Raw genomic sequence first — 14,434 nt, 5'->3', positions numbered from 1 at the left:
AGTGGGCGCCGCCCGCTTTGGCTTTCTTCGCCCGGGCCTTCCGTGCAGGGAGAATGTGGTATGCTTGTGCCAGTCGCGATGCGTGGCGAAGGAGGTGCGACCATGCCGCATCACCGGCCTGCAACGCCGCAATTGGACAAGATGGCCGCCGTTCAGGAGGCCTTGCGCATGATCGGCGAGTTCCTCGCTTGGCTACGGGACGAGGGGTACGTCCTTTGCGTCTGGCAGGACGCCGTACGGGTCGGCGATGATTTCGCGCAACCGGCCGGCTATTGGCCGGCCGGACGGACCATCGAACAGATCCTCGGCGACTATTACGGCATCGACCTCGCAGCGGCCGAACGGGAGCGGCAGGCCATCCTCGAGTGGATCCGCCGGCAAGAAGCGGTGGGGGCGCAGGAAGCCGGGCTCTAGAACCGAAGTCGCGGCGAGGCTTCGGATGACCGGACGCAGCGGGGGAGGCGGTAGGACGTGGAGACGATCGCCGTGCGACGCGACGTCCTCGAACACCTCGCCCAAGAGCTCGAGGCGGCCGCCGCCGCCCGAGCACGGGGCCCAGGATGTGGACCCCGACCTGGCGCTGGAGCTGTTCTTCCGGTCGCTGGCCCGGGCCGTCCAATTGGCGCGAGCAATGGGCGTGGCGATGGAGGTGTCGGTCCGGATGGGGAGGGCGAGTTGGGTGGCGCGGAGGGTGTCGCATTACCCAGAGGACGAGCGGATTTGGATCGTCTACGGGAGGCAGCTGCACGCGGTGGAGGGCGATGCCGACGTCACGCTGTGCGGCTGGCGGTTCGTCCGCGACGATAACAAGCCGATCTGGCTGCGGTCGCCGAGGCCGCGGGTTCTCGGCACGGAGGCAGACGTCACCTGCCTGCGGTGCCGGGCGCGGTTGCGACGCCTTGGACGGCTGCGGGGTGGTGCGGAATGAAGGCGTGGTATGTCTACGTCACGGAGCCGGATGGCGGCGAGGTGTGGGATGTCGTGTGGGCGGAGACGCGGGGGCAGGCCAAGATGGCGTCCCCGTGGTGGCCGGAGATGGGCATCACGGAGAAAGGTTGAAACCGACGCGAGCGCGGCATCCAACGACTTGCAGTTGGTCACGTCAAAGATTGCCGTGAACTACCACGTGGACCCGAATTAGGCCCACACCCTCTACCAAAGGGTCGGACCCGACTACGCCCAAACCGTTGTTGAGCCTGCCGTCCAGGAAGCCTTAAGGCGGTTACGGCGCAATACAATGCGGAAAACCTCATTACGAAACGACCCGAAGTCAGCGAAGCGGCGCGTAGCCTTTTGCAAAAGAAACTTGCCCCCTACGGCTTAGTGGTCGATGGATACAACATCATCGACTTCAATTTCAGCGAAGAGTTCAACCGGGCCATTGAAGCCAGCAAACCGCCGAACAAATGGCGCTCAAGGCCAGGCGGGATCTGGAGCGCATCCGCATAGAAGCCGAGCAACGGGTGACGGAAGCGAAGGCGGAAGCCGAAGCGCTACGGATCCAGCGGGAAGCCCTAACGCCAGAATTGCTTCGCCTACGGGAGATCGAAGCCATGCGGGCCGCGATTGAAAAGTGGGATGGCCATTTGCCCAATGTTACTGGTGGGGCGATTCCGTTCATTCAGGTGCCCACAGGTCGAGACAAGCAGGAATAAGGTCGCACCCAATGACCCGCGGGGAGGAGGGAGCCGGTGGCGGAAATCACCGTGCGGCGCGAGGTCATCGAACACCTGGCCATGCAGCTCGAGGAGGCGGCCGCCGCCTTGCGGGCGGCCTTGGACGCGTCCCGCGCCCCGGACAAGGGGGCCGCGCGCGCCGATTCGACCCCCGAGCCGGAGGGCACCGTCCTCTTCCTTGAGCCGCGCCGGCAGTTCATCGTATCCCGGCCTTCCCCGCGGCAGCTCGAAGACCTTGCCACCATCGGTCATCTCGACTACGCCGACAAGGACGGGAACTACTCGGTCGTCGTCCGGGAACAGGATCTTTGGCGGGTGGCGGAATGGGACGTCGTCGACGCCATCCTCCGCCGGTACGCGCCGGACCATCCGCACTTTTGGGAGTGGGCCAGGCAGGCCTGGGATCGGCGCAACGTCTTTGCCATCGAGGACGGCCCCGACGGCCGCTATCTGGTCCTCCGGTCCCGCTCGGAAGAGGAGCTGGCCGGCATCCTCCGGCGCGAGGCGGTCCGCAAGCACCTGTATGCCCCGAACCGGTGCGTCGGCGGTCTCCCCGCCGTCCGCATCAAGCAGGGGGCTGACGGGGCGGTCCACCGGCATGCCCTCAAGCGCGTCCTCCTCGGGCTGGGCTATCCCGTCGCCGACCGGGCACGGCTTGCCGAGGGCGAGCCCGTCGCGATCCGCCTGCGGCCGGACGTGGAAGCCGACCCGCGCTGGGATGCCTACCAGCGCCGCTACGTTGAAGAGGCCTACCGGCTGGGTGCAGCCGTCCTCTTCGCCCCGCCCGGGGCGGGCAAGACCGTGGTGGCGCTCGGGCTTGTGTGCAAGTGCCAGACGTCCACCCTGATTCTCACGCCCCAGCGCGAGCTCGCCGAGCAGTGGCGGCGCGAGATCGCCCAGAAGACGACCTGGCCTGCACACCAGATCGGCCTTTACCACGGCGGCGCAAAGCGGATCGCGCCGATCACCGTTGCGACTTACACCATGGCGGCCGATCCGGCTCACCAGCGCCTTTTTGACCGCCCCTGGGGGCTGATCGTCTTCGACGAATGCCACCACCTGCCGGCGCCCTTTTTCCGGCAGGCCGCGCGGTTTCAGGCCATCCGGCGCCTAGGCCTGACGGCAAGCCCCGTCCGCGAAGACGGGCGCGAAAAGGACATCTGGGCCCTCATCGGCCCGCCCATCGGCGGGGAGTGGGGCCGGCTCTTTGCCGGCGGGTTCGTCGCGCAGCCCGAGGTCGAACTGTGGCGGCTGCCGCTGCCGGAGACGGCCCGCCAGGCCTACCGCCGGGCCCGCGGCATTCGGGCCGTGCAGGTCGCGGCCATGAACCCGGCCAAGATCGAGGCGGCCCGCAGGATCCTTGCCGCGGAGCCGGGCGCCAAAGCCCTCCTGTTCGTGGAGTGGGTCGAGCACGGGCAGGCGGTGGCGCAGGCCCTCGGGTTGCCCTTCGTTTGGGGCGAAACGCCCCATGCCGAGCGGGAGCGCCTCTACGCCGACTTCCGGGCCGGCCGGATCCGGGCGTTGGTCGTCAGCCGCGTCGGCAACCAGGGCCTCGACCTGCCCGATGCGGAACTCGCCCTGATGCTCAGCTGGCACGGCGGCAGCCGCCAGGAAGGCACCCAGCGCACAGGGCGCATCATGCGGCCCAAAGATACCGCCCGCGCTGTTTACCTCGTATCGGCTGGCACGGCCGAGGAGGATTTCGCCCGCCGGCAGGTGCAGCTTTTGCGCGAGCAAGGGGTGAGTGTCCGGGAGACGGCGCTCCACTTAGGGTAAAGGCCACGTCGCTTAGGGTATAGGCCAAGTTAAGGAAGGCAATGGGTGTGCAAGGGATTTTCGCCGGGGTCAAAAGGACAGGAGGTCTTTTGCTGGGTGGGCTATTGCTAACGCTGCTAACGCTCGGGCTCCTCGTCGCCGTCCTCTACGCCATGGTGATCCCCCCGGGCGTCTCTAGTGACGAGGTTTTCCCGGCTGCCGACGACAAACGCTTCCAGCTCGTCGGCCGGTACTACGTCAAGGACGCTGGCGCTCGGCTGTTCGTGGTTCGCGACAGCAAAACCGGCGCCTGCTACATCGTGTCCGATGGGCCCGGCACCTTGGAACACGTGCCGCCGGAAACATGCGAGCCCTAGGCCTAAACGGTCGGCCTGACGCGGATCGGGTGGAGTAGGACCCCGTGGAGTGGGCCGTTGGGGCCGGGCATCCCGATCCCGGTGCAGGCGCAAGGACGGATCGTAAGACGCCCGCAACGCCCGAGCGCAGCCCGATGTGCCGTCTGTCGGCTACCGCCCCAGGTGATTCGCCTGCCCGAAGGCGCGCGTGCGACAGGTGGGTTGCGAAGGAGGTGGGAGCCAGTGAACAGCACGGAACGACTCGCCCGAGCGCTCGGCATCCCGGTCGAGGATGCCCGGCGTCGCATCAAAGCGGTGGCCGCGTACATGGGTACCACGCCCGCCACTATCCGACGGTGGATCAACGCGGGGCGGATTGTGTTGCCAACGCCGCCCATGGCGAAAGTTATTCCGTTCCTCGCACGCAAACGTGAAGAAGTACGGAGCGCGCATTGAACTCCCCGATGTGTCGCACGGCGCGCTTCGGCAGGGCAAGCCTCGGAAGCCCACGGGCGGCGAAAAGGCCGACGCACTGGAGATGGCCGTCGTGACGGTTGTCCGACCGGGCTGACGCGGCAGCTTTTGGGCTGAAGCGTGGTTGACGGCCGTGGCCCCGCTCGCTAGACTGGCGGCAGAACGATGGTTGCCGCGCCAGTCTCCAAAGAGGCTGGCCGAAGCTCGTGGCGCTGAAGCGCTCGCACCCATCCCGTGCGGGCGCTTTTTGTTTTTGGGGCCTTGAACGGCCCCCATCACGTCCCCCGGGGGAGGTGGGTGCAATGCACCTTGTGGTCGATGCTGCGCTTCTGCGGTCTGCGGCTCGGGCGGCCTTGCGGGCCACGGACCGCATCCAGACGGCCGTACGGCTTGCCGCCACGGCCGGGCAGTGTGTCGTCGACGGCTGGGGCGGCGAGCGGGCCATCCGCCGCACCGTGCCCGCGACCGTTCGCGCCGCGGGCGAAGCCGTCCTGCCGGGCCGGAAGCTCTACCAGGTGGCCAGCCGGTTGGCGGGGGATGTCACGATCCGCTGCGACGCCGGCGGCGTCCTGCTCCAAACGCACCGGTCGGCCGTCCTGCTGCGAACCGGTTCAGTCGACTTGTTCCCTGCCACCGTCTTCGCGGAGGCGGATGCGGAGGGGTCTGCAGTCACCCTGGCCGGGATCGACTTCGCGGACCTGGGCCAGCGAGCCGCGCCCATCACGGCAACGGACGCGACACGGCCGATCCTGCAGGGTGTGTGCTTCCGGCCTGGCCCGGACGGCACCACCGTCTGGGCCACGGACGGCTACCGGGTTCTGGCGCTGGAGCGCAAGGGGCTCGTGTTGAGCACCGACGCCGTCGTCGTCGAGGCCCGCTCCCTGGCCGAAGCGGCGCGGGTTGCAGCCGGGGCGGAGCGGGTCACGCTGCGCATGGGCCCGAAGGCCGCCTGGGCGGAGATCCGGACGGGTGCGGTCGTGACGTCCGTTCGGTTGCCCCTCCTCGAGGGGACTTATCCGGCGATCCACGACCTGCTGCCCCAAAGCTACGGGGTGCGGGCTGTCGTGGACCGGCAGGCCCTGGCCGCCGCCCTCGCCCGGGTCGGCGTCATGGTCGTCCCTTTTGCCCAGTCCTGCGTCCTCCTCGACGTGGGACCCGACGGGATCCGGCTGGCCGCCCGCGGGCAGGACCTGGGAGCGGCCCGGGATGTCGTCCCGGCTACCGTCACGGGCGGGACCCTGCGGATCGCCTTCAACCCGCGGTACCTGCTTGACGGGCTGCGCTGTGTGGCCGGGGACCAGGTGGCCATCGGCTTCTCCAGCCCCACCAATGCCGCGGTCCTCGAGCCCGCCCACGGCGGCGGAACGGTCCGGTACTGGGTTCTGCCCGTGCGGGTGCCCCAGATCGAGGCCGCGTAAAGCAACGGCGGAACGTGGGGTGGGGGCCGGGTCCATCGCGGGCCGGCCCCCACCGGCTTCGCACAAACCGACGCCGCAGGGTATGCTGCGGCGTCTCAAGAGGAGGGCTCCCTATGACCGCAACGGAAGCGACATGGCGCCTTTCCCTCCTTCGCCGCATCCGGTCGGCGGTCGACGGCAAGCCCCCCGTAGCCCGGCGCGTGCCAGGCGGCGTGCTGGTCTTCGACCAGGTGCGCGATCTTGGCGGCGGCGAGGAAGGGGTCGGTGCGGTGGAGGTCCGCATCCTCCAGCCGGTCGCCCAGGCTATCGCCGGCGCCCTCGGTCTGCGTCGTTGCGCGGCGGCGCCCGATGCCGTCTTCGAGGCCCTGGAGGCGGCTTGGGCGGCGGCTCCGGAGGCGTTCTTGTGGCGCCGCCCTTACCGGAGCAGCGGGCCGAAGCTGTGGTTTTGTGCGGCGGCCGTCCCGCGCCCTTGCACGCCGGTGCTGGCGGCTCTGGCATCCCTCCCGCCCACCGTACGGCGGCACCCGCTGGCCGAGCGGCTTCGGCTCGGCGGGGCGTAGGAGGTGCAAGCGTGGAAGACGGCCCCGCCGTCCGGCCTGGGACGGAGCGTCTCGTGTGGGCGCTGGCGACGCTGCCCCGCGGGTCCAAGCGGCCGGCGGGGTGGCTGCCGCTTGTCCGCCAGGCCAGCACGTATGTTACCTGGCAGCCCGCGGATCCGCCGCATGCCCAGCTGGGATGGCGGGGGCGGTTTCCGCGCTGGCTGCTGGCCGGAGGCCGGATCCTGTCCGCGCCACGGCCAGGGTCGGGGGACCGGCCGGTACCGTGGCTGCGCAACGGCCTGACCTGGGCGGCCGAGGAAAGGCTGCTCATGACGACCGGCCAGACCGTGTGGGTCTCGCCCGAGGCCGTACGCCTCGGGGGGATCTTCGGGGCGCTGGTCCGGGCCTGGACCGGGTCCGCCCCTGCCGATGCGTGGTGGCGGAACCTGGGCGGCCGGGTCGGGTGGAACATCGCCGTGGCCGCCGGGATCGAGCCGGCCGCGACCCATACCGACGGGACGGGGTTTTGCCTGGGCCCGGTGCCGGAGGACGGTGTGGTGGCTGACACCGCCCGCCTGGTGCTCGAAGAAGCCGCGCGGGTGGCGGCGGTGTGCGAAGCACCTTCGCTGGGCCGGCTGCTGGCCGCCTGGCCTGCGGCATGGCGAGGGCTGGCGGTCCGCGGCGGCTCGGCCCAGGCCGAGATCTGGGTCCGCTGGCCGGGCGAACCTCCCCGGCTGGTGGCGCATCGGCTGACGCGCGGCCTGGCGGCCGCCGAGCGGCTCGAAGGGGAGGCCCTGGCGCGCTGGCTGACAAGCCTGCGCACCGAGGACGTGGCGGCTGCCGAGGCATTCGGCCTGCTGGGCTGATGTCTCGGCAGCCTTTTCGTTTGCCGACCCGGCGGGCGGGTCGGCGTGTGAGCAGGTCCCGTACCACGTCGACGGAACGCGCCCGGAGGCTTGGCAAAGACGAGCTGCAGTGGTAACGTGAAGGCAGTACGGGTGCCTTGTGCACCACCCCCTTTGGGGGGAACGGACTGCGCCTTTAGGTGCGGTCCAAGGACCGCCGCTCAAGCGGCGGCCATCCAAAGACAAAGGCAGCTTTTTGTCTTTTTGCCCGCCGGGTCGACCGAGTGGGCATTTTCTATTTATCCGCCGGGCCGGGGCCCGGCGTAAGGAGGGTTCACCATGTCCCGCTTTCGTTTGCGGAACCTGACGCCCCATCCGGTCACCTTGGTCGGACCGGATGGGGAACAACACACCATTGCGCCGGATCCGGCCGGTCCGGCGCGGGTGGTGATTGGCCGGGTTGAGGAAGGGACCGTCGACATCGAGGGCGTACCCTTCCCGGTGCCCGTCTTCCGATCCCGGGTGACGGCCCCGGCCCAGCTGCCGGAGCCGGAACCCGGGGTCCTGTTGCTGGTGGCCCGGGCCGTCGCCGAAACGGTCCCGGACCGCCAGGACCTGGTCATCGTGGACCAAACGGTCCGCGACGACCAGGGGCGGATCATCGGGGCGCAGGCGCTGGCGCGCCTGTAGCCCCGGCGAGATGGAAGGGGGGCGACGGCCGCGCCCCCCTCTTTTTTGTGTAAACTTGTGGCAAAACGTGTCGCCGGACTGACCGGCCGGGATCGGAGGGATCGAGTCTGCGGACGATCGTGCGCAAGCTTTGGGCGCAGCGACGCCTCCGTGGACCGCTCACGCCGGAGGAGGCGCTAAGCCCGGCGGAGCGGGCGCTGCTTCGGGAGGCCGCCCTGATCCTTGGCGGCGTCGGCGCCGTGGCCGCCGTGCTGGCCCTCTGGTGGTCGGTGGCGCCGTGATGGTGGCGGATCCATCGCCACCAGCACGGGCGGGAGGGTCCGGCCACCGGCCCGTAGGATGTGGAGGGCGTGGTAGCGGGGAATCTGCAGCGCCTGTTCCACCGTCCAGGGGGCGATCTCCGCGGCCAGCGTCTGCCAGGTCGCTGGGCTGGACGGGTAGAGATGATAGTGAGGCAGGGCGGCCCGGATGATGGCCGCCACGTCCCGCGGCAGCTGCTCCCACGCGTGGATCAACCAGACGTAACCGACCCGCCACTTGCGACTTTCCACCGCTGCCGCCCGCCAGGTCCGCGCCGAGCGCAGGTACTGGTGCGGCTCGTCCCACACGGCAAAGACCGGATGCCGGCTCTTGCGCAGCAGCATCGCCAGGTGGATCTTCGAGGCAACCAGCGCCCCCAACACGTCCAGCGCCTCCGCCCCCAGGTCCGTTTTCGGAGCATCGAGCACCAGGACATGTCCGGGCCGTTCCATCACGGGGACCAGATCGAGCCCCGCTTGGGCCGCAAAACAGTCCGCCAGGTAATCGTCCCCCAGAATCACGTCCAGCCGGTTGAGTACGGGCAAGGCAATCTGGTTTTGCCGGGCGTCGGATAACGCGTCGTAGCTTTCCCACACGGCCCGCTCCGCCGGCCGCATTTGGGCAAGCTGCGCCCGCCGGTAGGCCGGGTCCACAAACAGCGCCGTGATCTCCGACAACCGGCCTCCGGGCGCGGCCTTCGCCGCCGCCCGCAAAAACCGCGCCGTCTGAACGCCCGGCTCGTCCGCCATGCCCTCGAAAAAGCCGAGCACCTCAGACGCCAGGCGGTTCCGCGCCCGAAGCGCATAGCGCACCTCCCGCCAGTCCATCGCGATGACGTCCCGGCCCAAGCGGATCCGCCGGATCTGCTCGGGCGGCAACACGGCTTCGAGCTCATCGCCGATCTCGCCGGCCGCAGGGTCAAAGACGATGACGGTGTAGCCCGCCCGCACGGCCTCGTACGCAAAGTTCGCAGCAAAGCCCCGGGTCTTGCCCGTGCCCATCCCGCCGATGCACAGCCGTGGCAAGCAGAGCTCGTCCAGATCGACGGTCGGCAGGTGCACCGGCCAGGTCCGGCCCCGGAAGGTCACTGTCCCGATCCGTAACCCGCCCGCCCGCAGCACCGCAGGGGGGGCCTGCTCCGGTCCCGGCGGAAGCGCCAGGTCGAACGCCTGGGCCAGCGTGCGGGACGGCAGCTGCAAAAGGGCCGCGGCCTCGGCCAGGGACAGGTAGTCGTGGTTGACCTTCCACGGCACGGCGCGCTGGCGCAAGGCGGCGGCCAGCCGATCGGGAGAGGCTGGCCGGAGAATCAGGGCATTGTCCGCGTCCAAATCCCGCAGCGCCCAGCCCAGCGCCTGCAATACGGCCCGGGCATGGACGGGATCGGGACTTTCCACCCCCGCCCGGATCGTGACGTCAAGGGCCGGGCCGCGGAGTTTGGCGGCAATCCGCCGGTGATCCGGCCGTTCGCGAAGCACCGTCGCCAGGTCGGGCTCCTCCTGCCGCCAGGTGGCCGGCGGCGGTTCCCCCACCAAAAGCTCCCCGACAATCGACGCGACCTCCCACAGGGCCAGGGCCAGGGCGTAGGCGCCGCCCCGGGCCAGCGCCGCCCCGTCGACGGCGACGCGGCGCGGCATGATGCCCTGGCGCAACCGCTCGTACGCCGCAACGGCTGCTGCCCACCAATCCGGCGGGGCCGGAACGAGGAGCACTTGGAGCACCGCCCGCTCGCCGGAACGGAGCAGCCGGCCGGCATCCAACAGGCCGGGTAACGGATCGGCGGTGCGCCGGTCGGCCCGAAGGGGGAAGAGGTAATGACGCTGCAGGGTCGCGATGCCCGCCGCTTGTGGAGCAAAGCGGGCCATGGCGTCCGCGGCCGGTTCGAGCTGAATGCCCGGCCAGGCCAGTTCCGCCTGGCGCCGGAGGCTGGCCGCAAGAGCGGCGGGTACGGCAAGCTGCCAGCGCGCCCCGCCCGGCTCCAGCCAAAGCTCCCAGCTGACGACCGGCAGCGGCTCGAACCGGCCTGCCTGCCAGCGCTCCGCCGGCGGCGTCCAAAGATCCGCGACGGCCCGGCAGAACCGCTCCGGGTGACCTGGATCGGACCCGGGCGCCAGGGCCCAGACTACGGTGCCTGCGCTTGGCGCATCGCCATCCCCACGTCGACGAGGACCCGCATGATGGCCGGCGCCAGTTGCACCAGGATGTAACCCACGGCCGCCCAGCGAATCATGTCGAGCCCTCGCGCCCGGTAGCCCGCCATGATCAGCAAACAGCCTGCCGACAGCAGCAGAAAGCAGAGGGGATAGCTTAGCGCCTGGACGAGATTGATGAGCGGGTCGAAGGCCCGCATCACCATGTCGGTCGTCGCAAGCCCCGCAGCCGGTAGCGGGACGGGCATGGGCCCCGGCGGCAGCGAGGCTTCCGCAAGACGGCTCCCCAGGCCGGCCGCCGCCGCCACGAGGACGGCCGCGGCCGTTCGGACGAAAGGGGGCCGCTCCGGGCCCTGCCGGCCCCAACTGACAAGGATGCGCATCGCCCCCGGCCTCCTTCACGCATGGCCGGACCGCGGCGGGGACACCCTGCCGGGTGGAGGTGAGCCCCCATGCAGCCGGCCGCGCGGCCTGGACTCGTGCTCCTGGGCTGGGTGCTCGTCATCACGGGCGCAACCTTGGCCCTGACGAAGTTCCTGGTCGAGACGTTTTGGCTTCCCTGAACCGTCCTCCACCCGCAAGACTTGCCCGCAAGACTTGCACCCCGGCCCGGCCCAGACGGCATCCCCGCCGCTGGGCTGATTAGTTGTTGCAGTTGCAGTGCAATCTATGCCATGGCATCACAGGGTTATCACCTTACGTCCTCAACACAGACTGTGCCCGCATACAGCATGAGTGACGTTCCACGTGGTACAATGGCGACAACCCGAGGGCTTGTCCTGCCCATCGAACGAAGACAGAGGAGGGGATCCGGGATGGCCGAGGGGGAGCAGCCCGCCCGCCGGCGCGTGACGTTCTTTCTGCCGCCCGATCTGGTCCGGGCGCTGCGGGTCGAGGCGGCGCGGAACGACGAGTACCTGAGCGAAACCGTCGAGCGGCTCCTGCGGAGGGCGTTGGCCGAGAGCGCCCAGGCGCAAGGCGAGGGAGGAGAGGGGGAGGACGCATGAGCTTTGCGGTGCGGCTGCGCGACCTGGCGGCGGCTTTGCGGACGAACGACCCGGCCCTGTCGAGCCGGGCCATCCGGGGCCGCCTGGCGGCGCTTGAGGCGGAGCTGAAGGCGCTGCCCGAAAGCGGCGATGTGGTCTGGGTGCCCTGGGAGGAGCCGATCCTGGCCGAAGAGCTCCGGCACATCGGCTATTCGCTGGCCGGTGTGGCCCGCAGCATGGTCGAGCGGGGACCGGGTAGCGAAGATGCCCTCGAGTGGCTCGAGCGGGCCTACACGATGCAGTGCGCCGGGCAGATCCTCGAGGATCTCGCGGACGCCCTGGAGGCGCGGCAGAAGCGATGAGGGCCCCGAACATGCACGGGTGGCGCCGTCGCCCCAGGCTTGAGCGAATGCCCATTGGTCTAGGACCCCGGACCGCCGGAGACCGGCGCCACGCCCCGGCGGCGGAAGCGGTCCTCGCCCAGATGGCACGGGTGCTCCGGCGCTCCCGGCAGGATGAGGATCCGTCCGCCCCCCAGCTCCCCCTCGATCGGCGCGATCCGCGCCTTTGCCGGCTGCCGGCCGCGCTGTGGTGGCTCGACGTGTCCTTGGATGTCGTCGCCAAGTCCGTTTGGCGCGTTCCGCCGGATGTGGCGGCCATGCGGCACGAGGCGGCCATGGGCCTGGACATCGCCGCCACGGTGTTGCAGGACGTCTGGCAGCGGGCCGGGGAAACGGCCTGGACGGTCCGGCGCGGCACGTGGGAACTCATCGGCCACCGGCTTCGGGCCTGGCGCCGGCGGTGCCTTTGGACCGCCGCAGCCCGGGCGGCGCTCGCCGAGGAGCTGGAGGCGCTGGCCCGGTGGTGGGAGGCCGTGTACGGAACGGTACCGGACGGGGCCGTGCCGCTTCCCCGGCTGCGCCTGCAGGAGCTAAGCCGGCTCTGGCCGGTCCTGGAGCGGGTGTGGGAGCGGGACGTCGCCTGGATCGAGGTCCTCGGGCCGGCTGAGAGGGTACGGCCCCTGGAGGCCGGGCGGGCGGTCCTGCAGCAGCTGGTGGCGGCGGCCGACAACGCGGGGTAGGGGGGTCGAGGGGCATGGCGTTTGGTCGGTCAGCGGGTCCGGCGATGCGTTACGTATACGGCGCGGCGTCGCCCCGTCCCGAGCATGTCGCGGTGCTGGAGGAACAGCTGCGGCTTGCTCACGCCTATCGGAACAAGCTGGTCGAAATTGAACGGGAGCGCCGGCGCAGGGTGCGGGAACTTCTGGATCAGTACCAGGATCCGGGGCTGGCGGCCCAGGCAGAAGCGCTGGCCCAGCGCCTTGAGGCGCTCCGGAGCCAGATTCGGACGGCCCGTCAGGCGTCCCGGAGCCGGGCGGCGGCCGGCGTAGCGGACCTGCAAGCCGAGGCGCGTGCCGTGCGGAAGGAGCTGGCGGAGGTTCGCAAGCAGCTGCGCGAAGAGCGGCGGCGGATTGCGAACGATCCCGTTATCAAGACGGCGTTGCACGCGATCGACCGGTCGAGCCGCGAGGCGCTTAAAGAGGCGCGCGCCGACTTCAGTCGTCGTGGGCTTTACTGGCCGACGTACGGCCTTGTGGAACAGGCGGCCGAGCGGATGCGGCGCAGCAAAGCGGATCCCCGATTCCGCGCCTTCACGGGAGAGGGAACGATTGCGGTCCATCTCCAGGGGGGACTCCCGTGGAAGGAGCTTTTCAGCGGCCGGGACACACGGATTCAGATCGACCCTGTGCCGCCTGAGGCGTGGCGCGAGAGGGGGCGGCGGCGCAGGGCGAAGCTGTGCAAGACCGTGGCCCGCATCCGTATCGGGTCCAACCCGGACCGCTCCCCCCGATGGATTGAAGTGCCCGTTTGGGTCCATCGGCCCATGCCGGAAGGGGCCCGCATCAAGGCGGCCTATCTGCAGCGGCGGCGACAGGGCCTCCGGTGGATCTATGCACTGCACTTTGCCGTTGAGCTTCCGTCAGCGCGCATCCTCGACCCGGCGCCTGCCCTTGCTTGCGGCATCGACCTCGGATGGCGCAAGGTGCAGGACGGCCTGAGGGTTGCGTACCTCGTTGGGGAGGATGGCTACGAGGAAGAGGTGGTCTTGCCCGGATCGTGGCTCCAGGCGATGGAGAAGGTCTGGCAACTGCAGTCCATTGCAGACCTTCACTTTGGCGCCATGCGCGACCGCTTGGTGGCGTGGCTCGACGGGCGAGAGGTTCCGGACTGGCTGCACGCTGCCACGGCTGGACTTTCGCAGTGGCGATCGGCTGGACGGCTCCGGCAGCTGGCGGAAGTGTGGGCGGAGCGACGGTTTCACGGGGACGAGGCGATCTTTGAGCAGCTGTGGGCCTGGCGCCAGCAAGACCGGCACCTTTATACATGGGCATCCGACCTGCGCGCCAAGCTGATCGGTCATCGCCGGGACATCTACCGGGTGTTCGCGGCCAGGGTTGCCGCACGGTACCGGTACGTGTGCGTGGAGGCTATGGATCTGCGGAAGATGGCCGAACTGGGGGAGGCCGAAGCGAAGGATTCGGCGCCGGCACCCACGAGAACGCTGCGGCATATGGCGGCGCTTTCCGTTTTGCGGCAGTGCCTGTCCTCCGCGTTGCGCAAGCGGGGGGGCGAGCTGGTCGCAGTCGACCCGAAGGATACGACGCGGACTTGTCATGTATGCGGGCGGATCAATCGCTTCGTGGCCGGATCGATGGTGTTGCACCGGTGCGAGCACTGTCAGACCCTCTGGGACCAGGACCGTAATGCGGCGATCAACCTCCTGCGACGGGGCACGGGACGGGCGCGGTCTGCGTCGTAGCCATGGTGGCCTGCACTTGCATAAAGCACGCGAACCCCAAGCGAGATGTGTTAAATTTAGGGTTGCAAAGACCTGCTCACCGGGATGTTGGTGAGACAAGCGGCGACTGCCAAGCAGAGGGACTTACTGTGGTTGCAATGACCTGCTCACCGGGATGGTTGGTGAGACGGAGGTGGTCGATCGGGCGACGGCGGCCGATCGGGGCGAGGAGGAGGACGCCTGACGGTCGGCGCGGGGGGCGCTGCAGCGCGCTTCCCCCGTCCATCCGGGTGGATTGCCGACGGTTTGTCCGGAAGGCAGGCCGGTCCGTGGCGCGTTGCGGTAGGGAGGACTTGATGCCAGATCGGATGCCCGGAAAGCAGTGGTGTGCATGACCAAACTTCCACGAACCCCGACCACCCAGCGGGCTATGGCCGGGGCGAGCCTGG

General features: G+C 69.6%; 18 protein-coding genes. 16 read left to right on the top strand and 2 right to left on the bottom strand.

Translation table 11 applies throughout. The features are described from left to right. The first annotated feature begins 102 nt into the window (after window positions 1-102). The 12 genes from ACYQ02_RS01385 to ACYQ02_RS01330 all read left to right on the top strand — a co-directional run bounded on the left by ACYQ02_RS01385 (window position 103) and on the right by ACYQ02_RS01330 (window position 7,753). The gene (locus ACYQ02_RS01385) at window positions 103-414 is read left to right on the top strand and encodes a hypothetical protein (RefSeq protein WP_460038649.1); all 312 of its coding nucleotides are present in this window, start codon (window positions 103-105) and stop codon (window positions 412-414) included. 277 nt (window positions 415-691) lie between these two features. Beyond that, on the top strand, window positions 692-928 hold the full coding sequence (locus ACYQ02_RS01380) for a hypothetical protein (RefSeq protein ID WP_460038648.1): 237 nt from the start codon (window positions 692-694) through the stop codon (window positions 926-928). Beyond that, on the top strand, window positions 925-1,059 hold the full coding sequence (locus ACYQ02_RS01375) for a hypothetical protein (protein ID WP_460038647.1): 135 nt from the start codon (window positions 925-927) through the stop codon (window positions 1,057-1,059). Before ACYQ02_RS01380 ends, ACYQ02_RS01375 begins: the two co-directional genes overlap by 4 nt. Window positions 1,060-1,251: 192 nt before the next feature. Continuing rightward, a complete protein-coding gene (locus ACYQ02_RS01370) occupies window positions 1,252-1,449 on the top strand; it encodes an SPFH domain-containing protein (RefSeq protein ID WP_460038734.1) in 198 nt (65 codons plus the stop codon). Continuing rightward, window positions 1,407-1,655 carry a hypothetical protein gene (locus tag ACYQ02_RS01365; RefSeq protein ID WP_460038646.1) on the top strand — a complete coding sequence of 83 codons (249 nt, stop codon included), beginning with the start codon at window positions 1,407-1,409 and terminating at the stop codon, window positions 1,653-1,655. The genes ACYQ02_RS01370 and ACYQ02_RS01365 overlap by 43 nt, the downstream gene beginning before the upstream one ends. Window positions 1,656-1,691: 36 nt before the next feature. Then, on the top strand, window positions 1,692-3,452 hold the full coding sequence (locus tag ACYQ02_RS01360) for a DEAD/DEAH box helicase (RefSeq protein ID WP_460038645.1): 1,761 nt from the start codon (window positions 1,692-1,694) through the stop codon (window positions 3,450-3,452). Window positions 3,453-3,499: 47 nt separating this feature from the next. After that, window positions 3,500-3,808: a hypothetical protein gene (locus ACYQ02_RS01355; protein ID WP_460038644.1), complete on the top strand. Its 309-nt coding sequence runs from the start codon at window positions 3,500-3,502 to the stop codon at window positions 3,806-3,808. A 222-nt stretch (window positions 3,809-4,030) separates the two neighbouring features. Further along, a complete protein-coding gene (locus ACYQ02_RS01350) occupies window positions 4,031-4,243 on the top strand; it encodes a hypothetical protein (RefSeq protein ID WP_460038643.1) in 213 nt (70 codons plus the stop codon). 320 nt (window positions 4,244-4,563) lie between these two features. Beyond that, window positions 4,564-5,679, top strand: coding sequence for a DNA polymerase III subunit beta (locus tag ACYQ02_RS01345; RefSeq protein WP_460038642.1), 1,116 nt, complete (start codon window positions 4,564-4,566; stop codon window positions 5,677-5,679). A gap of 113 nt (window positions 5,680-5,792) precedes the next feature. Next, complete coding sequence (locus ACYQ02_RS01340) at window positions 5,793-6,239, top strand: hypothetical protein (protein ID WP_460038641.1); 447 nt, start codon at window positions 5,793-5,795, stop codon at window positions 6,237-6,239. A gap of 11 nt (window positions 6,240-6,250) precedes the next feature. Beyond that, window positions 6,251-7,084 carry a hypothetical protein gene (locus ACYQ02_RS01335; protein ID WP_460038640.1) on the top strand — a complete coding sequence of 278 codons (834 nt, stop codon included), beginning with the start codon at window positions 6,251-6,253 and terminating at the stop codon, window positions 7,082-7,084. A 318-nt stretch (window positions 7,085-7,402) separates the two neighbouring features. Next, window positions 7,403-7,753 (top strand): hypothetical protein, encoded by a 351-nt coding sequence (locus ACYQ02_RS01330; protein WP_460038639.1) that lies wholly within the window; start codon window positions 7,403-7,405, stop codon window positions 7,751-7,753. A 176-nt stretch (window positions 7,754-7,929) separates the two neighbouring features. Here the strand turns inward: ACYQ02_RS01330 and ACYQ02_RS01325 are convergent, their stop codons facing one another. Together ACYQ02_RS01325 and ACYQ02_RS01320 are read right to left on the bottom strand one after the other, a co-directional pair. Then, on the bottom strand, window positions 7,930-9,915 hold the full coding sequence (locus tag ACYQ02_RS01325) for an ATP-binding protein (protein WP_460038638.1): 1,986 nt from the start codon (window positions 9,913-9,915) through the stop codon (window positions 7,930-7,932). A 257-nt stretch (window positions 9,916-10,172) separates the two neighbouring features. Then, complete coding sequence (locus ACYQ02_RS01320; RefSeq protein WP_460038637.1) at window positions 10,173-10,583, bottom strand: hypothetical protein; 411 nt, start codon at window positions 10,581-10,583, stop codon at window positions 10,173-10,175. Between the two features lie 432 nt (window positions 10,584-11,015). On the opposite strand from ACYQ02_RS01320, the gene ACYQ02_RS01315 reads away from it, so the two are divergent. The 4 genes from ACYQ02_RS01315 to ACYQ02_RS01300 all read left to right on the top strand — a co-directional run bounded on the left by ACYQ02_RS01315 (window position 11,016) and on the right by ACYQ02_RS01300 (window position 14,006). After that, entirely contained in the window at window positions 11,016-11,207 is a 192-nt protein-coding gene (locus ACYQ02_RS01315) for a hypothetical protein (RefSeq protein ID WP_460038636.1), read from the top strand. Continuing rightward, window positions 11,204-11,548 carry a hypothetical protein gene (locus ACYQ02_RS01310; RefSeq protein WP_460038635.1) on the top strand — a complete coding sequence of 115 codons (345 nt, stop codon included), beginning with the start codon at window positions 11,204-11,206 and terminating at the stop codon, window positions 11,546-11,548. Before ACYQ02_RS01315 ends, ACYQ02_RS01310 begins: the two co-directional genes overlap by 4 nt. A gap of 122 nt (window positions 11,549-11,670) precedes the next feature. Further along, window positions 11,671-12,267 carry a hypothetical protein gene (locus tag ACYQ02_RS01305; RefSeq protein ID WP_460038634.1) on the top strand — a complete coding sequence of 199 codons (597 nt, stop codon included), beginning with the start codon at window positions 11,671-11,673 and terminating at the stop codon, window positions 12,265-12,267. Window positions 12,268-12,311: 44 nt separating this feature from the next. Next, window positions 12,312-14,006, top strand: coding sequence for a zinc ribbon domain-containing protein (locus tag ACYQ02_RS01300; protein WP_460038633.1), 1,695 nt, complete (start codon window positions 12,312-12,314; stop codon window positions 14,004-14,006). Window positions 14,007-14,434 lie beyond the last annotated feature (428 nt).

The organism is Thermaerobacter litoralis, assembly GCF_054654595.1.
Note: the sequence above shows the minus strand (reverse complement) of the source record. Positions and strands in the feature narration are given on the sequence as shown.